At 69.9% G+C, this 25,857-nt stretch carries 26 protein-coding genes; 2 read left to right on the plus strand and 24 right to left on the minus strand.

Annotated features, from left to right (window positions below):
- Window positions 1-64: 64 nt before the first annotated feature.
- From AB4Y74_RS13450 to AB4Y74_RS13525, 16 genes are all read right to left on the minus strand, one after another.
- Complete coding sequence (locus AB4Y74_RS13450) at window positions 65-661, minus strand: hypothetical protein (protein WP_441799562.1); 597 nt, start codon at window positions 659-661, stop codon at window positions 65-67.
- Between the two features lie 84 nt (window positions 662-745).
- Window positions 746-2,560: a glycoside hydrolase family 3 protein gene (locus AB4Y74_RS13455; RefSeq protein ID WP_441799563.1), complete on the minus strand. Its 1,815-nt coding sequence runs from the start codon at window positions 2,558-2,560 to the stop codon at window positions 746-748.
- 8 nt (window positions 2,561-2,568) lie between these two features.
- Window positions 2,569-3,783, minus strand: a complete 1,215-nt coding sequence (locus AB4Y74_RS13460; RefSeq protein ID WP_441799564.1) for an acetyl-CoA C-acetyltransferase — start codon at window positions 3,781-3,783, stop codon at window positions 2,569-2,571.
- Window positions 3,776-4,426, minus strand: a complete 651-nt coding sequence (locus AB4Y74_RS13465) for a CoA transferase subunit B (protein ID WP_441799565.1) — start codon at window positions 4,424-4,426, stop codon at window positions 3,776-3,778. The genes AB4Y74_RS13460 and AB4Y74_RS13465 overlap by 8 nt, the downstream gene beginning before the upstream one ends.
- 1 nt (window position 4,427) lies before the next feature.
- A complete protein-coding gene (locus tag AB4Y74_RS13470; protein ID WP_441799566.1) occupies window positions 4,428-5,210 on the minus strand; it encodes a CoA transferase subunit A in 783 nt (260 codons plus the stop codon).
- Entirely contained in the window at window positions 5,203-6,366 is a 1,164-nt protein-coding gene (gene pcaDC / locus AB4Y74_RS13475; RefSeq protein WP_441799567.1) for a bifunctional 3-oxoadipate enol-lactonase/4-carboxymuconolactone decarboxylase PcaDC, read from the minus strand. The genes AB4Y74_RS13470 and pcaDC overlap by 8 nt, the downstream gene beginning before the upstream one ends.
- Window positions 6,363-7,478, minus strand: a complete 1,116-nt coding sequence (locus AB4Y74_RS13480; RefSeq protein ID WP_441799568.1) for a lyase family protein — start codon at window positions 7,476-7,478, stop codon at window positions 6,363-6,365. Before AB4Y74_RS13480 ends, pcaDC begins: the two co-directional genes overlap by 4 nt.
- On the minus strand, window positions 7,471-8,043 hold the full coding sequence (pcaG, locus tag AB4Y74_RS13485) for a protocatechuate 3,4-dioxygenase subunit alpha (protein WP_441799569.1): 573 nt from the start codon (window positions 8,041-8,043) through the stop codon (window positions 7,471-7,473). The genes AB4Y74_RS13480 and pcaG overlap by 8 nt, the downstream gene beginning before the upstream one ends.
- Window positions 8,036-8,800, minus strand: coding sequence for a protocatechuate 3,4-dioxygenase subunit beta (gene pcaH / locus AB4Y74_RS13490; RefSeq protein WP_441799570.1), 765 nt, complete (start codon window positions 8,798-8,800; stop codon window positions 8,036-8,038). The genes pcaG and pcaH overlap by 8 nt, the downstream gene beginning before the upstream one ends.
- Window positions 8,801-8,809: 9 nt before the next feature.
- On the minus strand, window positions 8,810-9,973 hold the full coding sequence (locus tag AB4Y74_RS13495; protein ID WP_441799571.1) for a 4-hydroxybenzoate 3-monooxygenase: 1,164 nt from the start codon (window positions 9,971-9,973) through the stop codon (window positions 8,810-8,812).
- A 16-nt stretch (window positions 9,974-9,989) separates the two neighbouring features.
- The gene (locus AB4Y74_RS13500) at window positions 9,990-11,189 is read right to left on the minus strand and encodes an alpha/beta hydrolase family protein (RefSeq protein WP_441800457.1); all 1,200 of its coding nucleotides are present in this window, start codon (window positions 11,187-11,189) and stop codon (window positions 9,990-9,992) included.
- Between the two features lie 20 nt (window positions 11,190-11,209).
- Window positions 11,210-12,007: an SDR family NAD(P)-dependent oxidoreductase gene (locus tag AB4Y74_RS13505; protein WP_441799572.1), complete on the minus strand. Its 798-nt coding sequence runs from the start codon at window positions 12,005-12,007 to the stop codon at window positions 11,210-11,212.
- The gene (locus AB4Y74_RS13510) at window positions 12,004-12,993 is read right to left on the minus strand and encodes a fumarylacetoacetate hydrolase family protein (protein WP_441799573.1); all 990 of its coding nucleotides are present in this window, start codon (window positions 12,991-12,993) and stop codon (window positions 12,004-12,006) included. Before AB4Y74_RS13510 ends, AB4Y74_RS13505 begins: the two co-directional genes overlap by 4 nt.
- Complete coding sequence (locus AB4Y74_RS13515) at window positions 12,990-14,123, minus strand: FAD-dependent monooxygenase (RefSeq protein ID WP_441799574.1); 1,134 nt, start codon at window positions 14,121-14,123, stop codon at window positions 12,990-12,992. Before AB4Y74_RS13515 ends, AB4Y74_RS13510 begins: the two co-directional genes overlap by 4 nt.
- Before the next feature lie 50 nt (window positions 14,124-14,173).
- Complete coding sequence (locus AB4Y74_RS13520) at window positions 14,174-15,172, minus strand: cyclase family protein (RefSeq protein WP_441799575.1); 999 nt, start codon at window positions 15,170-15,172, stop codon at window positions 14,174-14,176.
- A 2-nt stretch (window positions 15,173-15,174) separates the two neighbouring features.
- A complete protein-coding gene (locus AB4Y74_RS13525) occupies window positions 15,175-16,194 on the minus strand; it encodes a VOC family protein (protein ID WP_441799576.1) in 1,020 nt (339 codons plus the stop codon).
- A 225-nt stretch (window positions 16,195-16,419) separates the two neighbouring features.
- Here AB4Y74_RS13525 and AB4Y74_RS13530 point away from each other — a divergent pair, with 225 nt between their 5' ends.
- Together AB4Y74_RS13530 and AB4Y74_RS13535 are read left to right on the plus strand one after the other, a co-directional pair.
- Window positions 16,420-17,688, plus strand: a complete 1,269-nt coding sequence (locus AB4Y74_RS13530; protein WP_441799577.1) for an ROK family protein — start codon at window positions 16,420-16,422, stop codon at window positions 17,686-17,688.
- On the plus strand, window positions 17,685-19,004 hold the full coding sequence (locus tag AB4Y74_RS13535) for a restriction endonuclease subunit R (protein ID WP_441799578.1): 1,320 nt from the start codon (window positions 17,685-17,687) through the stop codon (window positions 19,002-19,004). The genes AB4Y74_RS13530 and AB4Y74_RS13535 overlap by 4 nt, the downstream gene beginning before the upstream one ends.
- Here the strand turns inward: AB4Y74_RS13535 and AB4Y74_RS13540 are convergent.
- Genes AB4Y74_RS13540 through AB4Y74_RS13575 form a run of 8 tightly spaced genes read right to left on the minus strand, consistent with a single transcriptional unit; the run spans window position 18,986 to window position 25,844 of the window.
- Window positions 18,986-19,855, minus strand: a complete 870-nt coding sequence (locus AB4Y74_RS13540; protein ID WP_441799579.1) for a ThuA domain-containing protein — start codon at window positions 19,853-19,855, stop codon at window positions 18,986-18,988. The genes AB4Y74_RS13535 and AB4Y74_RS13540 overlap by 19 nt on opposite strands.
- Window positions 19,855-20,862: a sugar phosphate isomerase/epimerase family protein gene (locus AB4Y74_RS13545; protein ID WP_441799580.1), complete on the minus strand. Its 1,008-nt coding sequence runs from the start codon at window positions 20,860-20,862 to the stop codon at window positions 19,855-19,857. Before AB4Y74_RS13545 ends, AB4Y74_RS13540 begins: the two co-directional genes overlap by 1 nt.
- A 23-nt stretch (window positions 20,863-20,885) precedes the next feature.
- Window positions 20,886-22,061 (minus strand): Gfo/Idh/MocA family protein, encoded by a 1,176-nt coding sequence (locus AB4Y74_RS13550; RefSeq protein ID WP_441799581.1) that lies wholly within the window; start codon window positions 22,059-22,061, stop codon window positions 20,886-20,888.
- Window positions 22,058-22,474, minus strand: a complete 417-nt coding sequence (locus tag AB4Y74_RS13555; RefSeq protein ID WP_441799582.1) for a C-glycoside deglycosidase beta subunit domain-containing protein — start codon at window positions 22,472-22,474, stop codon at window positions 22,058-22,060. Before AB4Y74_RS13555 ends, AB4Y74_RS13550 begins: the two co-directional genes overlap by 4 nt.
- A gap of 12 nt (window positions 22,475-22,486) precedes the next feature.
- Entirely contained in the window at window positions 22,487-23,272 is a 786-nt protein-coding gene (locus tag AB4Y74_RS13560) for a nuclear transport factor 2 family protein (protein WP_441799583.1), read from the minus strand.
- An 18-nt stretch (window positions 23,273-23,290) separates the two neighbouring features.
- On the minus strand, window positions 23,291-24,343 hold the full coding sequence (locus tag AB4Y74_RS13565; RefSeq protein WP_441799584.1) for a sugar phosphate isomerase/epimerase family protein: 1,053 nt from the start codon (window positions 24,341-24,343) through the stop codon (window positions 23,291-23,293).
- Window positions 24,340-25,449 carry a sugar phosphate isomerase/epimerase family protein gene (locus tag AB4Y74_RS13570; RefSeq protein WP_441799585.1) on the minus strand — a complete coding sequence of 370 codons (1,110 nt, stop codon included), beginning with the start codon at window positions 25,447-25,449 and terminating at the stop codon, window positions 24,340-24,342. The genes AB4Y74_RS13565 and AB4Y74_RS13570 overlap by 4 nt, the downstream gene beginning before the upstream one ends.
- Window positions 25,446-25,844: a C-glycoside deglycosidase beta subunit domain-containing protein gene (locus tag AB4Y74_RS13575; protein WP_441799586.1), complete on the minus strand. Its 399-nt coding sequence runs from the start codon at window positions 25,842-25,844 to the stop codon at window positions 25,446-25,448. The genes AB4Y74_RS13570 and AB4Y74_RS13575 overlap by 4 nt, the downstream gene beginning before the upstream one ends.
- Window positions 25,845-25,857 lie beyond the last annotated feature (13 nt).

Genomic DNA, 25,857 nt, shown 5'->3' on the forward strand with positions numbered 1-25,857 from the left:
CGTGATGCGGATCCACGTGGACGCAGCCGCGCACGCGGCACACTAGCTAACGGACCGACGGGCTTCAGCGCTCCCACACCGGCCGCGCCTGGCCCGCCAGTTCGATCAGGGGTGCGCTGTCCAGCACGACATGCGACTCCGGGATGCCGAAGGCCGGCCACTGGGCGACGATCTCGACCGGCCCGGCGGGTGGCAACGGCCACAGCCACATCCCATCGTCGAAGCGGTAGCTTTCCTCGCCGCCCCCGCCGCCACCACCGGTCTGGCTGAGGCTGTGCTTCTCCGGAGTGATGCCGTACATCCCGGGCGGCTGGTCGAGGATCAGCTGCTGACCGTCGCCGAGGACGACGCCGTAGCGGAGCCGGTCGGGGTCGAAGCGCACGAAGTGGCCGTGGATGCTCGACTGCACCTCGCGCCATTCGCTACGGGTGGCGCCACCTCGACGGATGCGGCGTTCGATGACGAACTCGACGCCGTTGCTGTAGACCCTGGCCATCGTCAGGATCAGTGCGACGCTGTCGTTGATCGCGATCGTCTCGTTGATCGGAAAGATCGCGGCGAGCTCGTCATCCGATGGCTTCCACCACGGCGCGGGCGTATGTTCGCTGCCTTCGGTCTCGTCCTCGGGCGGGTCCGGCGGGAAGAAGCTCACGATGGACACCCGACCATAGAAGATGCTGCAACCGCAAGGGGCGTCTAGAGGCGGACGCCGCCGCGGCATTGTCCGCCCATCCGCGCATCGCCCTTACGTCAGTCGCGGGGGTGGTAGCCGACGACCAGGAGCGCCCAGCTCGGTGATGCCGTGACCGAAGCGGAACAGTGGATCGGCGGTGTCGAAGGGCACGTCCGGCCGCGCCGCCTCGACGGCCGCCATCGACCGCGGGAGGTCGAACGGTAGACGACCCTGGGGAGCGAATCGTCCGGTCAGCACGTCGAGAAGCGCCTCGGCGCTCGCACCCCAGTTCACCGTGACGGCGGCTGCGACCTCGACGATCGGCTCCAGGATGGCCGGCCGATCGGCGTAGACGTCGACGATGGTCGGCGCGTGCTTCGCGAGGTCGCGGACGTGATCGATGACCTCGTCGGAGAACTCCAGTGAGCCCGAATGGAACATGCTCTCGAAGGTTGTGGGCCGCTGCTCGAACGGGGCCTGGAGGCGCACGATGATCGCGTCCGCTTCCTCCGGCGTGGCCACGAGCTCGCCGTATCCGGCGAGGCGATCCGGGTCGATACCCTCGACGTACAACCGTGACGCAACAGCGAGGGGCAGCGTCGGCGCGTCGACGGATCCGTTGGTCAGCACAGTGATGGATGCGCGCTGCGCTCGCTCACCGACAGCACGGAACTCCGGATTCCCGACGATCCCGTCCGCCGCAGCGGCGTCGACGTACGGCTGCTCGAACAGGCCGAGCTCGAACTTCTCGCGGAGGATCCGACGAGCGGACTCGTCGAGGCGCGACTCGCTGACCGACCCCGAGACAACAAGGTCGACCAGCAGCTCCGGACAGGCCTCGCCGCCGAACTGGTCGGCACCCGCGTCGATGACCTTCTTCATCCGCTCGCGCGGGCTCAGATGCTCCACTCCCCACGCACGGGCCGGGAACGGGTCACCGAAGATCTCGTGGTCGCTCAGCAGCCCCCAGTCCGTGCAGACGAGTCCGTCGAATCCGAACCGGTCGCGCAGCAATCCGGTGATCACCGACCTGTTGAACCCGAATCCGACCTCCTCGTACTCGGTTCCGACGGGCATGCCGTAGTAGGGCATCATCTGCCGCGTCCCGGCGGCGATGAGGTCCTCGAAGGGCTTGAGGTGGAGCTCGAACGCGCCGCCGGGGTAGACCTGTTCCCGTCCGTGGGCGAAATGGGGGTCCTCGCCGTCCTTCTGCGGGCCCCCGCCCGGGAAGTGCTTCGTCATCGTCGAGACCGATCCGGGACCGAACGAGGCGCCCTGGAATCCCCGCACGTACGCCGACCCCAAGCGACCGGCCAGTTCAGCGTCCTCGCCGAAAGTCGCCACCTGACGCGACCAGCGCGGCTCGGTGGCCAGATCGACCTGGGGATGCAGCGCCACCCGCAGTCCGACCGCCACATACTCCTGCCGGGCGATGTCGCCGAACCGCTCCACGAGCTCCTCATCGCCGATCGCCGCCAGTCCGAGCGGCTCCGGCCACTCCGAGAACGGCCCAGCCATCATCGCCGTGCCGGGATTGTCGGTGAACGAGTGGCGCGGGTCGCTCGACACGGTCGCGGGGATCCCCAAGCGGGTGGAGGCGGCCACCTCCTGCAGGGCGTTGTGCCACTCGGCGATCTCGCGCGCGGTTGCGGCACCGCCGACCAGGTTGAAGTGCGACATGTGCCGCCGCTCGACGAGATCGACGGGGGCTAGGGTCCCGAAGACCGGATTCGCCTCCGTAAGGTCGCCGATGCCGATCATGCTGTGGAAGCAGAGTCCGGCCTTCTCCTCGATCGTCATCGCGTTCAGAAGCAGATCGATCCGTTCGCTGGTCGGGAGGTCGGAGTTCAGCCAGGGCCGATCGCCGGTCGGTTCGGTCGACGTCATGTCTTTCCTTACAGTCGCTCGAAGACGGCGGCGAGCGCTTGGCCGCCGCCGATGCACATGGTCTCGACGGCGAGGGTGCCGTCGAGGGCGGGCAGCTCGTGCGCGAGGGTCGCCAGCATCCGCAGGCCCGTCGCCCCGATCGGGTGGCCGATCGAGATACCGCTGCCGCGCGGGTTGAGTCGCGGGTCCTCGGCGTCGATTCCCCAGTCGGCGAGACAGGCGAGCACCTGCACGGCGAACGCCTCGTTCAGTTCGATCACGTCGATGTCGGACCAGGCGAGCCCGGCGCGCTGCAGGGCGCGGTTCGCGGCAGGGACGGGGGCGACGCCGAACACGCGCGGGTCGTTGCCGGCGACGGCCCACGATCGCAGCCGCAGCATCGGGGTGAGGCCGAGCTCAGCGGCGTGCTCGGGCGTCGTGACGATCGCTGCGGCGGCCGCGTCGTTCTGGCCGCTGGAGTTGCCGGCGGTGACCGTGGCGTCCGGATCGTCACGGCCGAGGATGGGGCGCAGGCCGGCGAGCGCCTCGAGGGTCGTGTCGGCGCGGGGATGCTCATCGCGAGCGACCACGACGTCGCCGCGCCTGCCGGGCACCGTCACGGGCACCAGCTCGGCATCAAAGGCACCAGACTCCTGCGCCGCGACGGCACGCTGGTGGGAGCGCAGGGCCAGCGCATCCTGGGCGTCGCGGGGGATGCCGTACTCGCGTCGCAGCGTCTCGGCCGAACCGACGTTCCCCTCCGGCGTCGGGAAGTTCCGGCCGCCGACGGTCTCCCGTCCGCGGGCCAGGGCGTCGTGCAGCATCAGTCCGCCGGGCGGCAGCCCGCGGCGTCCCTGCTCCGTATAGAGGGGGGCGTTCGACATGGACTCGGCGCCCAGCGCGATCAGCACCTCGCTCGCACCGGTCTGCACCTCCATCGCGGCGTTGATCACGGCCTGGAGTCCCGACCCGCACCGGCGGTCGAGTTGGTAGCCGGTCGTCGTCACCGGGAAGCCCGCGTTCAGGGCGGCGACGCGACCGAAGGCGGGCGCCTCCATCGTGGGATACCCCTGGGAACCGATCACGCCCTCCACGACGGCCGGGTCGATCCCCGTGCGCTCCAGCAGGGCCAACAGCACCGTCTCGGCGAGCGCGAGCGCCGGCACGGGGGCCAGCGCGCCTCCCATCCGGCCGACGGGCGTCCGCAGGGGCGAGCAGATCACGACCTCCCGCAGCTCAGGCATCCACGGCCTCCCGGGTGACGGTCAGCGCGGCGCCGGTCGCAGCCACCACCTGCTCCTCAGTGGTTCCGGGGGCGAGTTCGCGCAGCACGAAGCCGTCGACGGTGACATCGATCACGGCGAGGTCGGTGATGATCCGATCCACGCAACCGCGGCCGGTGAGCGGGAGCATGCACTGCTCGACGAGCTTCGGCGTGCCGTCCTTGGCGACGTGCTCCATCACGACGATGACGCGCTCGGCGCCGTTGACCAGGTCCATCGCGCCGCCCATCCCTTTCACCATCTTGCCGGGCACGGCCCAGTTGGCGATATCGCCTGACGCGGAGACCTGCATCGCGCCGAGGACGGCGGTCGCGATGCGTCCGCCGCGGATCATCCCGAAGCTCATCGCCGAGTCGAAATAGCTTGCGCCGGGCAGCACGGTGACCGTCTCCTTGCCCGCGTTGATGAGCTTCGGATCCTCCTCGCCCTCCCACGGGTAGGGCCCGACGCCGAGGATGCCGTTCTCGGAGTGCAACACGACATGCACGCCCTCCGGCAGGTGGTTCGGGATGAGGGTGGGCAGGCCGATCCCCAGGTTCACGTACGAGCCGTCCTCCAGCTCCTGCGCGGCGCGGGCGGCCATCTCGTCACGGGTGCGCGGCATGTCAGGCTCCTTCGGGGCGGACGCGGACGGTGGTCTTCTCGATCGGCAGGTCGGCGGACTGCTCGGGCGTCAGCGCGACCACCCGGTCCACGTAGATGCCCGGGAGGTGGATGTCGTCCGGGCCGAGCACGCCCGGCTCGACGAGGTCGTCAACCTCGGCGATCGTTATCCGGCCCGCCATCGCGGCCAGCGGGTTGAAGTTGCGGGTCGACTTCTCGAAGCGCAGGTTCCCGTGCCGGTCGCCGACCGCGGCTCGCACCAGGCCGTAGTCGGTGCGGATCGCTGTCTCCAGCACGTACTCCCGGGAGGCGCCAAACACGTCGAACGGGCGCAGCTCCTTCGGGCCGCTCGCCTCGGCGACCGACCCGTCCGGCGCGTACCGGATCGGCATCCCGCCATCGGACACCGCCGTTCCCGCCCCGGTCGCGGTGAAGAAGGCCGGGATGCCGACACCGCCCGCCCGCAGACGTTCGGCCAGCGTGCCCTGCGGGGTGAGCTCCACCTCCACCTCGCCGCCGAGGTACTGGCGCGCGAACTCCTTGTTCTCGCCGATATAGCTCGCGATCACGCGGCGGATGCGGCCGGCGGCGAGCAGCTCGCCGAGTCCCCAGCCGTCGACGCCGCAGTTGTTGCTCACGACGTGAAGCTCTCCGACGCCGCGCTCGAGCAGCGCCCGGATGGTGACGATCGGCACGCCGGACAGGCCGAAGCCGCCGACCGCGAGGGAGGCGCCCTCCGGGATGTCGGCGACCGCGTCGGCGGCAGAGGCATAGGTCTTATCCAAGGGGTTCCTCCGTGAAGACGTCGCGCATGATGGCGAGCGCGCCGTTGGCAGCGGGCAGGCCCGCGTAGATGGCCGTGTGGTGGATGACCTCGGCGATCTCGGTGCGTGTCAGGCCGTTCCGCAGCGCCGCGCGCACGTGCATGCGGAGCTCGTTGTCGTGCCCGCCGGTGACCAGGCTCGCCAGCGTCGCGATGGAGCGCTGCTGCCGGGTGAGCTGCGGGCGCGCCCACACCTCGCCCCATGCGTAGCGCGTGATGAAGTCCTGGAAGTCGGCGGTTTCGGGTGTGATCGCCGCCGTTGCCCGGTCCACGTGGGCGTCGCCGAGGACCTCCCGGCGCACCCGCATCCCGTTCTCGGCGACCGAGCCGGGACCCAGCACGGTCGTCAGGAGTTCGGCTGCGGAATCCGGGTCTTCCAGTGGGATGAGGTGGGCCGCGTCCCGGAGCTCGACGAAGCGCGCCCTCGGGATGCCGTCCGCCAGCTCGCGCATGAGCGCCGGCGTGGTCACCGCGTCGTGCGCGCCCGCGACGACGACCGCCGGCGCGGTCACGGCACCCAGGTCCTCCCGCCGGTCGAAGCCCGCGAGTGCCTCGCAGCACAGGGCGTACGACTCGTCGTCCACGTCGACCAGCGTGCGGAGCGCGTGACCGCCCGGCCCGTCCGGATGCGCATCGAGGTAGCCGGGCGCGAACCAGCGCTGGGCGCTGCCCGCCACCACGGAGGCGGTGCCGGACGCCCGGACCTGCGCAGCACGCTCCGCCCATCCCTGCGGGGTGCCGATTGCCGCACCCGAGCAGAACATCGCCAGGCTCAGCACCCGGTCGGAGGCGGCGACCGCGAGTTCCAGGGCCACCGCACCGCCGAGGGAATCCCCCGCGACGTGGAAGGCCCCTCCGCCAATCTCGTCGACGACGGTGAGCACCGCGCGTGCGAGGTCCGCAACCGTGAAGCTTTCGCGGGCGGCCGGCGAGACGCCGTGCCCCGGCAGGTCGACGCGCAGCATACGCGGACGGTCCGGCGCCTGCGCGAGCCGCGCGACGACCCCGTCCCACAGCTCGGTGGTGGTGCCCAGCGACGGAAGGAGCACGAGCAAGGGCGCCGCGGACGCCGTGGGCGCGGCGGGGACCATCGAACCCCGCAACCGCAGGATCGTCATCGGTCGCCTCCCTCCACCGCTCGTTCGAATCGTGCCAGCGCTGCGTCGACGGTCGCCGTCGCGCGCGGCGGCTTTGCGGGGTCGACGTGCGCGCGCCGGATGTGCACCACGAGGTCCTCGGCCGCGTGGGCGAGCAGCGCTGCACTCTCGGCGCCCAGGCGGAGGCACTCGCGCCAGGCCTGCCATTCTGCGTGCCACTCGCCGGCCGGTCGGGCGTCGTAGCTGAGGGATGCGGTCTGCACCACCGCGAGCGGGCCGCTGACCCGCAGACCGTTGGCGACCAGCAGAACGGCGTCGACCGGGTTCTTCTTGTGCGGCATCGCCGACGAGCCGCCGCCGTGCAGCGGTGTGACGACCTCGTCACGGGCGAGCAGTCCCAGGTCGCGTCCGATGCGGCCACCGGCCGTGCAGACACTCGCGGCGGCCCGCGTGACGGCGAGCACCGGGGAGCGGTCGGTGTGCCAGGCCCGGCCCGGATCGGTCAGCCCGACGGCCGCGGCGATCCGGCGGCGCAGTTTCGCGACGGCGTCCGGGTCTCCGGAGAGCCGCGCGAACGCCTCGCCATCCCCGACCGCGCCCCCCAGTTGCAGCGGGAACTCGACCGCGTCGAGCACCTCCAGGGCCGACGTGATCGCATCCAGCCAGCCGCTGAGCACGGCGCCCAGGGTCGTCGTCTCGGCCTCCTGCATGAGCGTGCGGACGGCGAAGGGGGTGGGCCGGTGCTCGCGCACAAGAGCGGCGAACCGACGGCCTGCCTCCCCGAGGCGGGTTCGCGCGCCGACGAGCGCGTCCCTGGACACCACCATCAGGGCGGTGTCCAGCACGTCCTGACTCGTCATCCCCTGATGCACGAGGGTTCCGCCCTGCTGGCGGAGCGCCTGCGCGAGCCCGACCACCGGGACGCCCGCCTGCCGCGACTCGCGGAGCAGAGCCTCCCGGTCGAGCAGGTCCGCGTCCAGCGTGGAGGTGGTCTCGACACCGAGCAGGCCGCCCCAGGCGACGAGGTGGGCCCGCTCCAGCTCGATCATGGCGTGCAGGATGCGGTCATCCGCGACGACCGCGGCATCCGCGCCCGCCGGTTCGAGCAGCCCCCAGTCGAATGCGTCAACCACGTCCATCCCCCATGAAGTCGAGGAACACCGTCTCGCCCTCGCCCTGCAACCGGATGTCGAACCGGTAGCTGCGCTCCCCGTCCTGCTCCACCAGGAGCGTGCCGCGGCGGTTCTCCGGCACGGTCGCCAGAAACGGGTCGTCGGGCGAGAAGTACGCCCGCGTGAACAGGTGGTGCAGCAGGCCGCGGGCGAAAACCGTCACCAACAGGTACGGCGCGCGACCCGGCGCGGTCGCGCCCGGCAGGACGGTCGTGAACGTGTAGTGCCCCGCCCGGTCGACGGCGGCACGGCCGAAGCCGGTGACTGTGTAGCCGTCGCGGTGGAGGCTGCCGCGTTCGGCGATCACGGCGCCGGACGCATCCGGGCCCCAGATCTCCAGAATCGCATCCGGCACCGGCACACCCGCGCCGTCGTAGACCGTGCCGTGGAGCCGGATCGACTCCGGGTCCACGCGCGGCGTCACCTCGGGACCGCCGTCGTACGGCAGCGCATAGCCGAAGAACGGCCCGACGGTCTGCGACGGCGTCTGCAGGTACTCGCCTTCAGGCACGCTCGCCTCAGGCATGCTCGCCCTCCTCCGGCTCCATCCAGGTGGCCTTGCCGCCCGTGAGCACGATGTCCCAGCGGTACCCCATCGCCCACTCCGGCACGCTGATGTCGTGATCGTACGCGGCGATCAGCCGCTGCCGCGCGGCGGGGTCGGCGATGGACTGGTAGATCGGGTCGAGCGCGAACAGCGGGTCGCTCGGGAAGTACATCTGCGTGATCAGCCGCTGCGTGAACTCCGACCCGAACAGCGAGAAGTGGATGTGCGCCGGCCGCCACGCATTGCGGTGGTTCTTCCACGGGTAGGGCCCCGGCTTGATGGTCACGAACCGGTACGACCCGTCGTCGCCGGTGATCGCCCGGCCGACGCCGGTGAAGTTCGGGTCGAGCGGCGCGGGATGCTGGTCGCGCTTGTGCACGTACCGGCCCGACGAGTTCGCCTGCCAGACCTCGACGAGTTGCCCGCGCACCGGGCGCCCCTCACCGTCGAGGACCCGGCCGGTCACGACGATCCGCTCCCCCAACGGCTCGCCGCTGTGCTGGATGGTCAGGTCGCTCTCTTCCGGCGCGACATCCGAGTGCCCGAACGCGGGCGAGACGAGCTCGATCTCCTCCGGGTCGGCGCGCACCAGCTCGTGGGTGGGATGCCGCAGCGTGGAACTGCGATAGGGCGCGAAGTCGCGCAACGGGTGGATGGGGAGCGGTCCTGCCGCGTCGGCAGCGGCGTGCGCCTCGGCGATCTCGTCGCTGATCTGCTGCTGGCTGAGTTCCGTCATCGTTCCTCCTCAGAAGGGCAGGCCGGCGTACTGCTCGGCGAGCGCCGCCCGCGCGTGACGGGACCCGGTCGTGTACTCGAGCTGGCCGACCTGGCTGCGGTAGCGGAAGGCGCGGGTCGACTCGTCGGCGATCTCGTGGTGCACGTGCAGCATCTCGGTCATCCACTGCGAGAACTGCTGCACCTTCCACTGCCGGGCCAGCGCCGACGCACTGTAGCGGGTGAGCGGGGAGTCGTCTCCGCCGTACCGCGCGGTCAGTGAGCGGCCGAGCAAGGCGACGTCGGCGATCGCCGAGTTGAGCCCTTTGGCGCCGGTCGGCGGCACGATGTGACCGGCATCGCCGACCAGGAACAGCCTTCCGTGCTCCAGGGTGGACGCCACGAAGCTGCGCATCGGAGTGATCGACTTCTCGGTGATCGTGCCCTCGTGCAGCGTCCAGCCGTCGACGCCGAGCCGGGTCTGAAGCTGCTCCCAGATCCGTTCGTCGGGCCACTCATCGATCGACTCGGACGGGTCGACCTGGAGGTACAGTCGGGACACCGCGGGCGAGCGCATCGAGTGCATGGCGAAACCCTCGGGGTGGAGCGCGTAGATCAGGTCGTCCGTGGACGGCGCCACATCGGCGAGGATGCCGAGCCATGCATACGGGTAGCTCCGCTCGAGCGCGGTCACGCCCGGGATGGATGGCCGGCACACGCCGTGGTAGCCGTCCGCGCCGACGATGAAATCGCAGTCGATCCGCTCGCCCGAGGCGGTGGTGACGTGCGGGGCGTCCGAATCGATGCCGTACGGAGCGACTCCCTCGACCTCGAACCGGATGTCGGAGCCGAGCCGGTCGTGTTCGGCCAGCAGGTGCTTCACCAGCGCCTGCTGGCCGTACACCGTGACCGTGCGCCCCACGAGGTCGACGAAGTCGACGTGGTGGCGCTGACCCTCGTACTGCAGATAGATGCCGTGGTGGGTGAGTCCGCGCGCGTTGAGGTCGGAATCGAGGCCGAGGTCGCGCAGGATGTCGACCGACCCCTGCTCCAGCACTCCCGCCCGGATGCGGCCGAGCACGTACTCGCGGCTCTTCTGCTCCAGGATGACGAAGCCGATCCCGGCCCGTCGCAGGATGTGGCCGAGGAGCAGGCCCGCTGGACCTGCTCCGATGATGGCGACCTGGGTGCGCATGGTTCTCCGGCTCCAGTCAGCGGGCGTCGGCGCCGAGGGCGGGCGCCACGCCGGCGGCGGACGGCTCGAGGGCGGCGAAGGTCTCCGCCACCCAGTCGGCGATGATCCCCGCGACGTACGGCATGTTGTCGATGGAGATGTGCTCGGTCCCGCCCTCGGGATCGTCGAAGATCCGCAGCTCGCGCCGAGGGCTGTTCACCGCCTGGTCGTACGTCTCATGGGCGTAGCGCACGGGGATCTGCCGATCGCCTGCGCCGTGCGTGATGAGCAGCGGGGCGGTGATCTTCTCGGCGACGCCGTTCAGGTGCATCCCGCGGGTCTTCTCGATGAACTCGTCCATGTCCTGCACGCCCCACACCCAGAAGACGTGGTCCCAGTAGTGCGGCACGGGGTTCTCGCCCTCACGGTTCCGTCGGGCCTCCTGCACGGCTGCCCAGTTGTGGTTCGCGCCCCAGGCCACCGCAAGCGCGAGCCGCTTCTCGAAAGCCGCAGCCCGGGGGGCGTAGTACCCGCCGAGCGACCAGCCGACGATGCCGATCCGGTCGGGGTCGGCGCCGAGCTCCTGCGCGTTCGCCTCGATCCAATCGATGATCGCCGCTGCCCACACTTCCGTGTCGTAGCGCGCCGTCAGACCCCGCAGCCGCAGCGCCTCTCCCGAGCCGGGAGTGTCGATCATGAGGGTGGAGATGCCGCGCTCGGCCAGCATCCTCGGGAACCCGGAGTAGTACATCATCTCCTTGGTCGAGTCGAGACCGTTCCACTGGATGATCACGGGATGCGGCCCGTCGCCCGGGGCGCGGTAGAAGTAGCCCGGCAGGGACGAGTCCTCGTAGGGGACCTCCACGCGCGTGAGCGGGATGTCGCTGAGCTCCACGTGCTTGAGCAGCAGGTCGATCGACTTCTGGTAGGCGGCGTTGCGGCCCTCCCACCGCGGCGACTGCAGGCGCTCGGCCTGCGAGGTGTACAGCGACGCCCGGTAGTACGTCTCTCCCGCGCCGATCCGCCGGCCGGTGGCCTCGTCGGCTTGCGCCTTCGCGACCAAGCGGTCGGCGACGGCCTCCCAGGAGGCGTAGAGCTCGGCGGTGCCGGCGTCGTCGCCGTTCTGCGATGCGAGCAGCACCGGCTTGCACGCACGGTCGACCTCGTCGATGAAGCCGCCGTTGTTGAGGGTGGCGACGACGGCCAGGCTCCAGACGTAATTGGTCGGGAAGTACATGAACACGAGGGACTCCTTAGCTACTGCGAACGTGCTGCGCCGGCCGCGATGCGGTCGGCGAGGTATTTGGCCCCGGCGGAGGAGGCGAATCCTCCGTCGACGGGGAGGTCGGCGCCGGAGAGGTACCGGGACGCGTCCGACATCAGGAAGACGGCGAGCCCCGCGACGTCGTCGGCCTCCCCCAGACGTCCGAGCGGCGTCAGCTCGAGCTGCGCCTCCCGCATCGCCGCTGGGGCGTTCGCGGTCATGTCCGTCTCGATGAAGCCGGGATGAATGGTGTTCACCCGGATGCCGCGCGGTCCGTACTCGCTGGCCGCGACGCGGGACAGCCCGCGTAGGCCCCACTTGGAGGCCGTGTACGCGGCCGTGTAGTGACCGGTGAGTCCGGCGACCGAGCCCACGTTCACGATGGACGACCCGTCGCCCATGAGCGGCGCGAGGGCGCGCATCCCGAGCATCGGACCGGTCAGGTTGACCGCGAGCACGCGATCCCAGTCCGCGCGCTCGGTCTGGCCGATCCCGGCGCGATGGGTGATGCCCGCGTTGTTGATCAGGCCGTGGAGAGTCGATCCGTCCAGGGTCCGTGTGAGCTCGCCGGCGAGGCGTGCCCACGCCCCCTCGTCCGTCACGTCGAGGTGGCGGAAAGAAATGCGGTCGTCCAGGGCACCCTCGGCGTCGACGACATCGGTTGCGATCACCTGAGCGCCGAGCTCCGCGAGCATCCGCGCCTCAGCGGCCCCCTGGCCGCGGGCGGCGCCCGTCACGACGACGGTAGCGCCGTCGAGCCGAGCGAATGCCTCGAGGAAGCCCGAGCTCATAGCGCCACCCGCTCCTCACGGCTCCGCTGTCGCGAACGCTCGCGCGCGGGCGGCAGCTCAGGGGCGGCGACGGGGGCGCCGACCGGCCCGACGAGCTCGCCGATGCCCTCCACCACCATCCGCACGGTGTCGCCGTCGGTCAGCGGGGGCGGAGTGAGCTCGCCGCGGCGGCCCCACAGCTCGGCCAGGCAGCCGCCGTTGCCGGTCGTTCCGGAGCCGAGCACGTCGCCGGGAACGACCCGCGAGTTGCGCGAGGCGTAGGCGACCAGCTCCGGGAACGGCCAGCCCATGTTCGACACGAGGTCGTACCCGATGCGCTCGTCGTTGACGTACACCTCGGCACGGATCGCGAGGAAGCCGTCGTCGTCGAGGTATGGCTCGAACTCGTCGGCGGTCACGATCCACGGGCCCAGGCTCATGCCGAAGTCCTTGCCCTTGGCGGGGCCGAGCCGCACCTTCATCTCGCGCGACTGCAGGTCGCGGGCCGACCAGTCGTTCATGATCGTGTAGCCGAAGATCACCTCGGCTGCGTCTGCGGCGGTCAGGTTCGAACCATCGACACCGGACGCGCCTCCGACGACCGCCGCGACCTCCAGCTCGAAGTCGAGCCGCGCGCTGACCGGAGGCCGCAGCTGCTCGCCGGGGCCGAGCACGGTGTGCGGGTTGGTGAAGTAGAACGTCGGCGCCTGGTACCACTCGGGGACGACCTCGCTCTTGCCGTCGACCGAGGCGCTCACTCCCTCCACGTGCTCCTCGAAGGCGACGAAGTCACGGATCGACGCGGGGACGAGCGGCGCGAGCAGCCGCACGTCCGCCAGCGCGCTGGCGTCGTCATCACGCGCGCGGGCGAGCAGCGCATGCGCTTCCGCCAGCCCCCGGGTGAGGACGTCGCTCACGGTCAGGGAGTCCGGGAAGGGGACCACCCGGTCCCCGACCACGAATCCCTCGGCCACAGCTCCGCCGACCGACCAGCGCGCGATCCTCATGCCGGCTCCGCCATCCGGTGCGAGATGCCGAAGATGAGCCCGGCGGCATCGGCCTCCCTGTTGTGGTCGATCTGCCACTGGCCGAGCTGCACGGAGGCGTCCACCACGGCCTGCGCGCGCGGGAGGCGACGGGCGTGGAATTCGTCCCAGAGCGCGTCGTCCACGGTGTCCGCCGCGAGCAGCAGCTCGGTCAGCACGACCGCATCCTCCAGTGCCTGCGCAGCGCCCTGCGCGATCGTGGGCGGGCAGGTGTGCGCCGCGTCGCCGATGACGACGGAGTGCCCGCGATTCCAGGGCGCCGGCACGACGTGCTGCGTGAACCAGGTGTAGTTGACGTGGGCGCCCGCCTGGAGATCGGCGCGGATGTCGTTCCACGGACCGCCATAGGCCTGAGACTCCTCGAGCATGAGCGCGACAGCCTCCTCGTCGGTGAGGCCGACCCGCTCCTGCGCCGGCTCGACGAGGAACGCATACATCGTGTCCTCTCCGGTGGGGGTGTAGCCCGCGATGTACACCGGGCCGCCGTAGTACAGCTCACTGTGCTCGACCGAGGCCGGGCGCGAGACGAACGACCGCCAGATGCCCATCCCGGTCGGCTGGGGCTTGGTCTCGATGCCGATCAGGTCCCGGACCGCCGAATTCAGCCCGTCGGCGCCGACCAGGAGGTCGTAGGTGCCCGCGGGCGAGCCGTCGACCTCCACCGCGACGCCGTCGGCGGTCTCTGCGACGCCGGTGACCTTCGTACCGAACCGGATGTTCGCGCCGGCGGCGATGGCGTGGTCGAGCAGGATGCGCGCGAGATCGGGGCGGTACATGCCGCCGGTCGCCGGGAAGTCGGGGCCGCCCGTCTTCACCTCGGGCAGCTCGGCGACAACCGGCGCGTCCGGGCCCGGCGCCCGCAGGGTCAGCCCTTCGAAGAAGTAGCCCTTCGCCTGCACGTCCTCCCAGACGCCGAGCGCGGCGAAGGCGCGCAGCGCATTGCCCTGCAGGGTGATGCCCGAGCCGAGCGCGCTCAGCTCGGGCTTGGACTCGAAGACGTCGACCTCGACACCTGCCTTGGCGAGCTGGATGGCGGTGGCGAGCCCCGCGACGCCGCTTCCGGCGATTGCGACCTTCTGTACGGCGGTCATTCAAGAACCTCTCTGTTCTCGGGATGCTCGGCTCCAGCGGAGCGTGTCGGCTAGAGCAGTGCGATGGGGTTGATCGGCGACCCGACCGCGGCTGTGATCGGCAGCGGCGGGGCCGAGAGGAGGAAATCGTATCGGCCGAGCCGGGCGCATTCGGCTCCCAGCTGCTCTAGGTCCCACATCTCGCCGATGGTGAGCCCGATATTCGGGATCACGACCTGGTGCAGCGGCTGGAACGCCGGCACGTCGAACTCGTTCGGACGCACCTCGAAACCCCAGGTGTCGGTCGCGATCGCCGCGATTCCGGTGTCGCGCAGCCAGCCGGCGGTGGTCAGTGAGAGCCCGGGGGCCGGCCCTCCGGCGTACTCGCCCCAGCCGTCGCGGCGCACGCGGGCGAGCTGTCCGGTGCGCACGAGGACGACGTCACCCGTGCGCACCGAGCTGGTGGGGCCCTGCGCCTCCGCACAGGACCGGAGATCGGCGGCGGTGATCGCGTACCCGTCGGGCAGCTCTCCCGTCTCGGGCCGCAGGTGCCGCCCGACATCGAGCAGGACGCCGCGCGAGACGATCACAGAGGCCGCGTGCTCGATCCCGGTCACCAGGTCGCCCTCGCTCGTGACGACCTCTCCTGCGCGCCGGCCGTTCCAGGCGTAGCCGTGGTCGAAGATGTGGCCCAGGCCGTCCCACTGCGTCGAGCACTGCAGCGGCATCGCGATCACATCGTCCGCCCCGCCAAGCCCGTGCGGGAAACCCTGATTGCCGCGTTCGGCGTCCGTCCCGGTGTCGAGCATCGTGTGCACTGGATTGGTGCGGCGGCGCCAGCCCTTCTGCGGGCCGTTCATGTCGAACGACTGCGCCAGGGAGATCGCCAGACCCTCGCGGACGAGCGCGGCGGCCTCCGTCCGCTTGGCCTCGTCGATGAGGTTGAGCGTGCCGAGCACGTCGTCCTCGCCCCACCGGCCCCAGTTGCGGTAGGCCTCCGCCCGCGCCGCGATCTCGGCCTCCGGATCCTGACGGTTCAGGTCCGCCGGATTCTCGCTCGGTGCCGTCATCGTCAGCCGCGACCCTGGACGGCGTACGGGTTGAGCAGCGCCTCCTTGATCTCGTCGGGCACGCCCTCCTCGGTCGCGCTCGGCCCGTCGGCGGCCGGGAACGACTCGGTCATCGACATCGGCATGGCGCCGTTGCGGTAGAAGTTGTTCGACCCCAGCGACGGCTTCCACGTGTTGGGCTGCCAGTCGGGCACGTAGTTCCGGTATCCGCCGGTGTTCAGCTCGATACGCAACGACGACGGCTCGCGGTAATAGAGGAACGTCTGCTCGCCGATCCCGTGGATGGAGGGGCCGTACTCGATCGGGACACCGTTCTCCATGAGAACGTCGGCCGCGATGAGCAGTTCCTCGTAGGTGTCCACCCAGAACGCGAAATGGTTGACGCGTCCGGCGCGGGTCGAGCCGTCGAGGACGACGCCGAGGTCGTGGGACTTCTCGTTCGTGGTGAGCACGGAGAAGATCGAGATCGGCGCCTCATCCAGCTCGGTCCGGGCCATGATGCGGAAGCCGAGAACATCGTTGTACCAGGCGGCGAAGGCGTCGACGTCGCTTGCAGCGAGCGTCACGTGGTCGAGCTGGCGCGGGGCGCCGGCGACCTTGCTGCGCTTCTCGGGACGGTCCGGGTAGATGGACGCGACATGGCCGGGAGCCTGGTGGCGGGTGACGTCCCAGTGCAGGGTCATCGAGTGGCCCCACGGACCGGTGAAGCGGTAGGCGCGGCCGATTGCGGGAACATCGTCCAGCCATTGGCCTTCGATGCCGGCGGCTTCGATGCGCTTGGCCGCCTCCTCGAGCGCCTCGGCGCTCGACGTGCGCCAGGCCATCGTCGCGAGCGTCGGCTCCGTGCCGGGCGAGACGACGACGGAGTACGCGTAGTAGTCGCCCCAGCAGCGGAGGTACACGGCTCCGTCGACGCGATCCACGACGGTCAGACCGACCTGCTCTTCGTAGAACTTCACGGACGCCTCGACATCCGGGGACGTGATCTCCACGTAAGACAAGTGGGAGAGAAGCTTGATCATCCTTGATCCTTTCCAGACGGGCCGAATGTGAATGCCCGGTCTCTACTTTCGGGTCCGCATCCAGATCAGGGAACCGCGTATCGGCTATGCCGGGGATCAATGAGACTGATTTCCTTGGTCCGCATCGTTCTTTCTTCGGTCTGACAGCGGCACAAGATCTGGCGGCTTCGACGCAAGTGGCCCCCATTTTGCCTGTTTGGCCCTCGCGTTGTGTCAGAATCAAGCATGGCTAGGGATTCCGCACTCAGGTTCGGCGCGCAGACCGACGAAGCCATGAGCCTCCTGCGTGTGATCAACCTCGTGCGCACAGGCGAGGCCGACACGCGTCCCGAGATCGGCAGGCTCACCGGGCTCGGCCGGGGCGTCGTCGCCCAGCGCGTCGAGGCCGCGATCGAGATGGGCTTCCTGGAGGACGGCGAGTACGGCCCCTCCTCCGGCGGCCGCGCGCCGCGCACGCTGCGGTTCCGCGCCGACCAGGCCATGATCGTCGTCTGCGCACTCGGCGCCCTCCATATCCGTGTGGGCCTCGCCACCCTCGACGGCGAGGTCATCGCGGAAGCGCACCGAGCGTGGGATATCGGCCGCGGACCTGCCGAGACGATCGACACCGCTCTCGGGATGCTCGACGAACTCCTCGCGTCACAGCCGGCACGGCCCGTGTGGGCCGTCGCGGTCGGCGTTCCCGGTCCCGTCGACTTCGAGACCGGATCCCCTGTCGCGCCGCCGATCATGCCCGGCTGGAACGGCTTCGACGTGCGCCGCCGCTTCGAGCAGCGCTTCGACGCACCGGTCTGGGTGGACAACGACGTGAACCTGCTGGCGCTCACCGAACGAGCACATCGCCGCGACGACAACGTCGACCTGATCTACTGCAAGGTCGGCAGCGGCATCGGCGCGGGACTTCTCTCGCACGGCCGCATTCACCGCGGGGTGAACGGGGCCGCCGGCGACATCGGGCACGTGAGGGTCCGCGACTCGACGACGCCCTGCCGGTGCGGCAAGGTGGGCTGCCTGGAGGCGGAGGCATCCGGCTGGGCGATCGTGCGGGACGCCGAACTCGCGCTCCAGGAAGGCGCCACGGGAGTTCTCGCGAACGTGGTCGCCCGTGGGGAGCCGATCACCCCGGAGGTCGTGTCCATCGCCGCTCAGGACGGCGACGCCCTGGCCATCTCGCTCGTGCAGCGCTCCGCCCGGCTGATCGGCGAGTCTATCGCCGCACTCGTGAACATGTTCAATCCGGGGGTGATCGTGGTCGGCGGCGCTCTGTCGGCGGCCGGCGAGCTCTTCCTGGCGGAGGTGCGCCAGCGCGTCTACGAGCTCTCGCTGCCTCTGGCGACCCGCGACCTGTCGATCGTGCGGTCGGTCGGCGACGAACGGGAACCGCTGCGAGGCGGCGCCGAACTGGCGATCGAGGAGCTGTTCGAGGTGACCTTCCCGCGGTGGTTCGCGGACGGCCGGCCGAGCATCGAGGGGATCAAAGCGGCGGCAGCATGATCCCGATCCTGGGCGACGACGCTGTGATCGCCACCGCCGACGGGTTCGACGTGCGTCTGCGCCTGCCGTGGATCCGCTCCCTGCCGCTTTCCAGCGTCTCACGTGTCCAGGTCCACCTCGACGGTGAAGAGTGCCCCGCCGAGGCGCCGGGCGGCGACGGCTGGTGGTTCCTGCAGGACCGGCTCGCGCTGCGCATCCACCGCCCGTTGCGTCCCGGCGTGCACACCGTCCGGGTGTCTTTCCGGCTGCTCATCCCGTACTTGCCGGGCGGGCAGGAGGGACCGCTCCAGCTCGACTTCGACGCCGAGCGAGAGGTGGCAGCCGTCGGCGATGCGCCGTGGACGCTCGCAGTGAGCGCTTTCAACTGGACGCCGGAGGTGATCCGCGCCGAGCGTCCGTCGACCGACATCGCGGTCGGCATCGTGACCTCCCGAGTCTCACCAGTGGTCGAGCTCGAGCCCGGGCAGTTGTGGCGATCGTTCCCGTCGACCTCCACCGCGGAGGCAGCGGAGCTGCGCGAGCGGCTCGTCGCCGCGGGCGGCCGGGTCAGCCTGGTCGGGGCGAGCCTCGATGACTGGCTGAGGCCCACGCTTCGGCGCGACGAGGACGAGCGGCTCGAATTCCTCCTCCCGCAGTTGCGCACCGCCCACGACGTCGGCGCGGAGGGCGTGCGACTCCCGATCGGGCAGGCGGGACCGGCGCTGCTGCGCAGGCTGCAGCCCGTGCTGCACGATCTCGACCTGACCCTCTACGAGGAGCTGCAGGGCGGACAGACACCCGACACGGCGCCGGTCGCGCGCGCGATCGACGACATCGTTTCTCTCGACGACGAGCGAGTGCGGCTGCTCGTCGACACCAGCATGTTCATGCCGGCGTTGCCGGTGACGTATCTCGCGGCGCTGGCGCCTCACATCCCGGAGTCGCTGCTGGCGCGGCTGAGGGACGCCTGGCTGGAGCCGGAGACGCTGGAGGCGGTCACTGCGCACCTCCGCTCCGGTGGCGTGCCTCCCTCCGCTCACGCGCTCTACATGAACCTGCTCGTGCGGTTCGGCCGGTCGCCGGTCGACGTCGTGCGCGGCATCCTCCCGCTCGTCGGAGCGTTCCACCTGAAGTTCTGGGACCTCGATGACGCCGACGGCCGTGTCTCTCAGCCGCTCCGCGACCTCGGCACGCTGCTGCGTGCCGCCGTACCCGGCTTCGCCGGCACGCTCTGCAGCGAGTGGGGAGGGCACGAGTGGCTCGATGCGGACCCCACGGAACAGACGCGTGCGCACCTGTCGCTCGTCCGGGCCGCCCTTCAGCCCTCGCGGTTGTAGTACGGCCAGGGCAGGAACCGGCGCTCGCCGCGGCGATCGGGACCGGTGAGCGTGACCTCACCCGTGGCGGCCCACTCGACGCCGCGCGGGAACATTCGGATGAACTCGATGCGGCGGAAGGTGTCGATGTCGTGGCCGATGGTGATGGTGAACGAGCGGCCCGCTCCGTACTCGTTGATCCACGCGATGGGCTGGTCGGTGTTCATCCCGGGGAGGGCCGCCACGCCCTCCGGCGGGATCGCGACCGGGTAGTGCGCCATCGGCCAGACCGGCGCGTTCTCGTACGACTCCAGGTCGTCGAAGGTCGTCACCAGCACCTGGGCCCCGTCGAGGATCTCCACACCGGTGAGGATGTCGTCGCCGGTCACCGTCCAGCGCGCGCTGATGCCGTCGGTGATCGGGTGCCGCGGCTCGACCGTGTCGAGCTGCGCCTCGCCCCACGGCCGCGGCCGCAGGCCGCCGGCCACCGTCAGCCGCGAGCCCCGCATGACGTTGTACTCGTCCGGATAGCCCCAGTCGTCCTCCTGCGCGGCCGAGCCGTGGAACCAGACGATCCCCTTGCCGTCATCGTGGACGAACTTCAGCAGAGCCGCATCCGTCTCGGCGCCGAACCCGGTCGCCTTCTCGTGGTACCCGTCGCGGCCCTCAAAGACCACAATGACGACGTCGTACTTGTCGATGACCGCGGCGCCGAGGCCGCGCGGGTCCTCCACGACCCGCACGCGGAACCGGCCGGTGTCCTCCAGCAGGGTCGTGATCCACTGGTTGTGCTGGCGGAAGCTGCGGTGCTCGTTGTCGTGCTCACGCGTCATGTGGCCCGACAGGATGAGCACATCCAGTGGATCGGGCATCACTCGGCTTTCGTCGAGAAGGCGGCGTCGAACGCGGCCTCAGGAGGGGTGATGGAGTTGAGCTCGCGGACGAAGGCAATGGCCTCCGGAGCGCCCTGAAGGCGATCCATGCCCGCGTCCTCCCACTCGACGGAGGTCGGGCCGGTGTAGCCGATGAAGTTGAGCGCGCGGAAGATCGGCTCCCACGGCACCTCGCCGTGCGCGGTGGACACGAAGGTCCAGCCGCGCCGCGGGTTCGCCCAGGGCAAGTGCGAGCCGAGAACGCCGTTGCGGCCGTCGAGGTTGGTGATCGACTCCTTCACGTGCACGTGGAAGATGTGGTCGGCGAAGTCGAGGACGAACGCCACCGGGTCCAGCTGCTGCCACATGAAGTGCGACGGGTCGAAGTTGATGCCAAAGCTCTTCCGGTGACCGATCGCCTCCAGCGTCGCCTTGGCGGTCCAGTAGTCGTAGGCGATCTCGGAGGGGTGCACCTCGAGAGCGAACCGCACCCCGACCTCCTCGAAGACGTCGAGGATCGGATGGAAGCGGTCCGCGAAATCCTGGTAGCCCGCGGCGATCCACTCGTCGGAGGCGGGCGGGAACATGGCCACGGCCTTCCAAATCGACGAGCCGGTGAAACCCGTCACCGTCTTCACACCGAGTGCGGCGGCCATCCGCGCGGTCAGCTTCAGCTCCTCGGCGGCGCGCTGCCGCACCCCTTCCGGGTCGCCGTCGCCCCACACCCGGTCGTTGAGGATGTCGCGGTGGCGCTGATCGATCGGGTCGTCGCACACGGCCTGGCCGGCGAGGTGGTTGGAGATCGTCCACACCTTCAGGCCGTTGCGCTCCAGGATGTCGCGGCGCGACTGCACGTAGGCGGCATCGTCCCACCGGGAGACGTCGAGGTGATCGCCCCAGCAGGCGATCTCGAGGCCGTCGTAGCCCCACTCGCCAGCGAGTCGCGCCACCTCCTCGAACGGCAGGTCGGCCCACTGGCCGGTGAACAGGGTGATCGGTCGCGTCATCGTTCTGACTCCTTCAGGATGCTTCAGACCCGGTCGTCCGCGGCGATGCGGACCCAGGCGGAATCGTTCGCCGAGCTCTCCTCGACGGCGGCGAGGGCACGCTGCACCCGCAGGCCCTCGGCGAAAGTGGGATGCGGTTGGGTGCCTTCTGCGATGGCCCCCACCAGGTCCACGACCTGGTGACTGAAGCCATGCTCGTAGCCCAGCATGTGGCCAGCGGGCCACCAGGCGGAGACGTAGGGATGCACCGCCTCGGTGACGAGGATCTTCGTGAAGCCCTGGCGTTCCTCCGGGGCGGTCCCGTCGTAGAACTGCAGTGTATTGAGGTCTTCCAGGTCGAAGCGCAGAGCGCCCGCGGTGCCCGAGACCTCGATCGACAGCGCATTCTTGCGGCCGGTTGCGAACCGGGTGGCTTCGAACGAGGCCAGCGCACCACCGGAGAGCCGACCGGTGAAGATCGCGACATCGTCGACCGTGACCTCGCCGTACCCTTCGCTTGCGCTGCCCGACAGGCCGGAACCCGTCGCCTGCAGCGGTCGCTGCTTCACGATGGTGTCGAGCACACCCGTCACGGCGTCGACCGTCTGCCCGGTGACGAACTGGGTCAGGTCGACGATGTGGGCGCCGATGTCCCCGAGCGCTCCGGATCCCGCGTGCTCCTTCTGCAGCCGCCAGGCCAGCGGCATCTGCGGATCGACCAGCCAGTCCTGACGATAGGCGGCGCGGACCTGCTGCACCTCGCTGATCGTGCCCTGTGCGATCAGGTCGCGGAGCAGCGTGACCGCCGGCACCCGACGGTAGGTGAAGCCGACCATGGCGACGACGCCGCGCTCGGCGGCCCGGGCGGCGGCCTCCGCCATCGCCTCGGCCTCCGCGACGGAGTTGGCGAGGGGCTTCTCGCAGAGCACGTGCTTGCCCGCCTCCAGCGCCGCGATCGCGATCTCGGCGTGGGAGTCGCCGGGAGTGACGATGTCGACCAGGTCGATGTCGTCGCGGGCGATGACCTCCCGCCAATCGGTCGCCGCCTCGGCCCAGCCCCACTGCTGGGCGGCCTGGGCGACGGCATCGGCGTTCCGGCCGACGACGACGGCCATCTCCACCTTCTCGGGGAGAGAGAACATAGCCGGAGCCTGGCGCCAGCCCACCGAATGGGCCGACCCCATGAACCCGTAGCCGATCATCGCCACCCGCAGGGTCATGCCAGCACCAGCTCCCGTTCGACGGGGACGCGGTTGGTCACGTAGCGGCCGGGACCGCCGTCGACGCCGGGCATGATCTGCATGTAGAGCAGGCGCATGGTGAGCACGACCTCCACGGTGAGCTTCTCCCCCGCTTCCGGCGCGTGGCCCAGCGGGATCACGACGTCGGGCCTGTCGGCGACGAACCACAGCGTCTCGGACTGCTCGGGCAGCTCCTCGATGCGGTAGCTGCGGCCGTTCAGCTCGAAGCGGAGGTCGTCGCGCGGGATCGGTACCCCGTTGACGCTCGCCGCGACATCGTCGACGGCGGAGAGCCAGAGGCTGCGGTACCAGGGCAGCTGCACCGAGACGGCGATGCCGTCAGCGGTGCGCCGGACGTCCTGCTCGGCGAAGAGCGAATTGTGCGTTGCCATGATCCGGATCCCTTACTTGAACGTGTCGACGAACGTGTCGTGGGCCACCGGAGGCTCGGGCTCGAGCTTCTGCACCGTCGACGGGCTGTACGGGTGGTTCTCGCTCGGCACCGGCTCATCCGCCGGGGGCATGAACGCGGGCTTGCCGTCGTCCCCGAAGTACATCAGGTCGAGGTCGAAGGCGTCCTGGTTCTTCTCGCCGAAGCTCACCCAGTTCTCCTCGAACGGCGCCCGGGCCAGCTCGTAGCACCGGAACTTCCAGATCTTCCATTCGCCGTCCTGGCGCAGGAAGTCGATCGCGTACTTGCACCAAACCCAGTGCGCCCAGACCTTCTTGCCCTGCACCTCGCCCGGGGAGTACATGAAGTCCGGGCTGTCCTTGGCGACCTCGGGGTCGGTGAGACCCGACTCCGTTCCCGCCATCAGCCAGACGCCCTTGGCGGTCTCGCCGTCCCCGGCCACCTCGATCACCGGGGTGGTGGTGGCGTGCAGGATGAGCTTCCCGACCGGTGACGGTCGGTCGCGGTGGTACCGGGTGACGCTCTCCCAGGTCGTGTACTGGCCGGCGTTCGTGTACCGGGCGCGGATGCCCTCCGTGCCCTCCTTGACCCAGAGCGGGATGATCCGCTCGTCCTGGAAGGCATTGTGCAGGTACATGTAGCGGCTGAACAGGTTCTCGATCTCGCCGTGGTCGGCGGCGCGGCGGGCGAGCCGTTGTGCGGCGGCGACCTCGTCGCGCAGGCGCGCGACCTCGGCAGTGAGTTCCGAGAGGGTTCCCTCGGCGATGGTTTCTGACATGTCGTGCTCCTTCGCGGTTCAGGCCGGGACGCCGGCGACGGCGTCTTCGATGGTGCGCCGCATGAGCGCGTGCTGCTTCTTGACGAGGTCGATCGGGTCGGCCTCCCCGAGGTCGGAGAACGCGTGACCCTCCCACTCGCTGGAGAGGTATCCGCGGTATCCACCCTGGACGAACTGACGCACGATGCGCGGGATGTCCATAGCCGGCTCCTGGCCCTCCGCATCGATGTCATAGAACTTCGCGTGCACGTGGAAGATCTGCGGCATGATGTCGAGCCACTCCTCCGGCGGCACCAGGCCGTGCATGTTGAACGCGAGCCGGGTGAACGGACCGAATCGAGCAGGGTCGACGCCTTCGCCCGTGAGGTAGTCCTCGAACTTCTGGTTGCGCACGTGCATGGGCGTCGGCTCGTGCCAGATCTCGTCCATGACCGGGAAGTGCTTCTGGTCGAGGCCCATCTTCGCGAGCTGCGACAGCAGCGTCGGCGACAGGCTGTGCATGGTGGAGGAGAAGTCGGCGGTGAAACCGAGCCGGTCGCTGCCGAGCTCCTCGTACAGCTCGCGGATCCCGAGCACCTTGGGATCGTTGGGGCCCTGCGGCGCGTGGATCTCGTAGCCGAGCCGCTGGTCGTACTTCTCGGCGAGCGGCAGGAGGCTGCGCAGCAGCTCCCGGCCGGCCGAGCGGATGACGACCCGCTTGAACCCGAGCGTATGCGCGGTCTTCAGCTGGCGGGCGAGGAAGTCGTGCTCCTCGTCCGGCGTCATGTCGCGGTCTTTGCGGCGGCCCATGTCGAGGTTCGTGCCGACAGCGCTCGGCTCGAGGCCGTACTTCTCGAGCGAGTCGAACCAGAGCTTCTCGAACCCGGCGTCGACGTCGGGGTACGTGCGCAGGAGCTGGGCGATGTTGAACTCCACGCCCGGCCCGATGCCGTTCTCGGCGACCGCGGCGATGAGGGTCTCCGGCGTGTAGACCCCGGCCGCGAACTCACTCGTCATCGAGTAGAGGGTGGTGCCCAGTTCGATGCCGGTGCCGGCGATGCCTCCGGCTTCGGCGTTGTCGTTCGCGGTCATCGGGTCGCTCCTTCGATGCTGGGCAGCCATTCCGACAGCTGGACACGCGCCTCGGCGGCGTCGGTGACCATCCGGCTACCCGCGTTCTGTGCCGCCGACCGCTGCACGGCCTGCTCGTCGCGGATGATCTCGAACGGCGACTGCCAGTAGTTCCAGTGCCAGCCCTCGTACTCGCTGGAGATCGCGCCGTTGTAGCCGTTTTCCACGAGCAGCGCGATGAGGTCGCGCACCGGCACGGACGGCTCCTCGTGGGTGTCGTCGATGCCGAAGAACTTGCCGTGCACGTGCTTGATCCACGGCATGATCTCCAGCCAGTCGTCGACGCGTGCCGGGCCGAACAGGCCGGTGCCGTTGATGGCGAAGTCGATGCCGAGGTCGGGTCGCCCGTTCTGGGCGGCGAGGCCGATGAAGCGGCCGAAGCGCTGGCCGTGGTCGGCCTGGTCCGCCGGCGGACCGGCCTGGTAGAACTCGTTCCAGAGGTCGACGACCTGCCCGAGCAGCTCGTCCGTGGCTCCGCGGCGGCGGTAGGCCTCCAGCAGCGACGGCGCAAAGCCGACGGTCGTCGCGCCCCAGTCGGCGGTGAAGCCGAGGAACGGCGAGCCGACCTCCTCGAAGCGGTCCCGCAGCGCGAGGATGCGCGGGTGCGACGCGTACTGGTCGGCGTGCACCTCCAGGGCCAGCGTGACGCCGTACTCCTCGGCGATCGGCGCCAGCGCCGCCATCGAGTCGGGCGTGATCGAGATCTGCACGCGGGCGATCGGGAAGCCGAGCTTCGCGGCCGCCTCGATCTGGCGGCGCATGTACTCGATCAGCTCGTCCTGGTTCAGCAGCCGGTCGCGATGGATGCCGATGTCGGCGTTGATCGCGAGCGAGGTCGGCACCAGCCCGACCTCGGCGATGAGGTCGCGGAACCAGCCGGCGTAACCGTCGTCGATGGCGGGGAACCCGCGGAAGCTGGAGAAGCCGATGATCTCCAGCCCCGGGCCGTAACCGTCGGCGGCCACCTTCCGGATGAGGCCCTCGAGGTCGTACTCGCGGGCGTGGAATGCGCGCGTGAAGCTGTACAGCGTCACGCCCTGGATCGGGGATCCGAGGTTGCCGGTCATGCCGTCGCCGCCTTCATGGTCTTGGTGTCGTGCTCCTCGATGTGGAGCACTTCGTTCTCGCCGATCACGATGTACGGGATGTAGAGCGTGAGTTCCACGGACACCTCGTGCTCGCCGCCGTCCGCGGCGACCGGCACGTCGCCGGAGAGCACTGCGGAGTCGAGCGGGAACCACCACGACTCGGTGTCGTCCGCCATCTCGGCAAAGGTGCGTTCGCGGCCGTTGAGCTCCCAGCGGAGCGTCTCGGCCGGAGCGGGCACGCCGTCCACGGACAGCGAGGCGCCTGCGATGCAGGACGCCGGGAGTGCACGGTACCAGGGGATGCGCACGTCGACCGCGGCACGCGTGCCGCTGGTCGTGAGCGTTCCCTGCTCGATGATGCGATCGGGGATCACGAGTCCTCCTTGA

This window comes from Leifsonia sp. RAF41 (genome assembly GCF_052114085.1).
Taxonomy (GTDB): domain Bacteria; phylum Actinomycetota; class Actinomycetes; order Actinomycetales; family Microbacteriaceae; genus Leifsonia.

What these genes read in the sequence shown, in the direction of transcription:
- AB4Y74_RS13455 (WP_441799563.1), bottom strand. Translation starts at nt 2,560, where the DNA reads ATGACGTCGACCGAACCGACCGGCGATCGGCCCTGGCTGAACTCCGAC.
- AB4Y74_RS13460 (WP_441799564.1), bottom strand. Translation starts at nt 3,783, where the DNA reads ATGCCTGAGCTGCGGGAGGTCGTGATCTGCTCGCCCCTGCGGACGCCC.
- AB4Y74_RS13465 (WP_441799565.1), bottom strand. Translation starts at nt 4,426, where the DNA reads ATGCCGCGCACCCGTGACGAGATGGCCGCCCGCGCCGCGCAGGAGCTG.
- pcaDC (WP_441799567.1), bottom strand. Translation starts at nt 6,366, where the DNA reads ATGACGATCCTGCGGTTGCGGGGTTCGATGGTCCCCGCCGCGCCCACG.
- pcaG (WP_441799569.1), bottom strand. Translation starts at nt 8,043, where the DNA reads ATGCCTGAGGCGAGCGTGCCTGAAGGCGAGTACCTGCAGACGCCGTCG.
- pcaH (WP_441799570.1), bottom strand. Translation starts at nt 8,800, where the DNA reads ATGACGGAACTCAGCCAGCAGCAGATCAGCGACGAGATCGCCGAGGCG.
- AB4Y74_RS13495 (WP_441799571.1), bottom strand. Translation starts at nt 9,973, where the DNA reads ATGCGCACCCAGGTCGCCATCATCGGAGCAGGTCCAGCGGGCCTGCTC.
- AB4Y74_RS13500 (WP_441800457.1), bottom strand. Translation starts at nt 11,189, where the DNA reads ATGTACTTCCCGACCAATTACGTCTGGAGCCTGGCCGTCGTCGCCACC.
- AB4Y74_RS13505 (WP_441799572.1), bottom strand. Translation starts at nt 12,007, where the DNA reads ATGAGCTCGGGCTTCCTCGAGGCATTCGCTCGGCTCGACGGCGCTACC.
- AB4Y74_RS13510 (WP_441799573.1), bottom strand. Translation starts at nt 12,993, where the DNA reads ATGAGGATCGCGCGCTGGTCGGTCGGCGGAGCTGTGGCCGAGGGATTC.
- AB4Y74_RS13515 (WP_441799574.1), bottom strand. Translation starts at nt 14,123, where the DNA reads ATGACCGCCGTACAGAAGGTCGCAATCGCCGGAAGCGGCGTCGCGGGG.
- AB4Y74_RS13520 (WP_441799575.1), bottom strand. Translation starts at nt 15,172, where the DNA reads ATGACGGCACCGAGCGAGAATCCGGCGGACCTGAACCGTCAGGATCCG.
- AB4Y74_RS13525 (WP_441799576.1), bottom strand. Translation starts at nt 16,194, where the DNA reads ATGATCAAGCTTCTCTCCCACTTGTCTTACGTGGAGATCACGTCCCCG.
- AB4Y74_RS13530 (WP_441799577.1), top strand. Translation starts at nt 16,420, where the DNA reads ATGGCTAGGGATTCCGCACTCAGGTTCGGCGCGCAGACCGACGAAGCC.
- AB4Y74_RS13535 (WP_441799578.1), top strand. Translation starts at nt 17,685, where the DNA reads ATGATCCCGATCCTGGGCGACGACGCTGTGATCGCCACCGCCGACGGG.
- AB4Y74_RS13540 (WP_441799579.1), bottom strand. Translation starts at nt 19,855, where the DNA reads ATGCCCGATCCACTGGATGTGCTCATCCTGTCGGGCCACATGACGCGT.
- AB4Y74_RS13545 (WP_441799580.1), bottom strand. Translation starts at nt 20,862, where the DNA reads ATGACGCGACCGATCACCCTGTTCACCGGCCAGTGGGCCGACCTGCCG.
- AB4Y74_RS13550 (WP_441799581.1), bottom strand. Translation starts at nt 22,061, where the DNA reads ATGACCCTGCGGGTGGCGATGATCGGCTACGGGTTCATGGGGTCGGCC.
- AB4Y74_RS13555 (WP_441799582.1), bottom strand. Translation starts at nt 22,474, where the DNA reads ATGGCAACGCACAATTCGCTCTTCGCCGAGCAGGACGTCCGGCGCACC.
- AB4Y74_RS13560 (WP_441799583.1), bottom strand. Translation starts at nt 23,272, where the DNA reads ATGTCAGAAACCATCGCCGAGGGAACCCTCTCGGAACTCACTGCCGAG.
- AB4Y74_RS13565 (WP_441799584.1), bottom strand. Translation starts at nt 24,343, where the DNA reads ATGACCGCGAACGACAACGCCGAAGCCGGAGGCATCGCCGGCACCGGC.
- AB4Y74_RS13570 (WP_441799585.1), bottom strand. Translation starts at nt 25,449, where the DNA reads ATGACCGGCAACCTCGGATCCCCGATCCAGGGCGTGACGCTGTACAGC.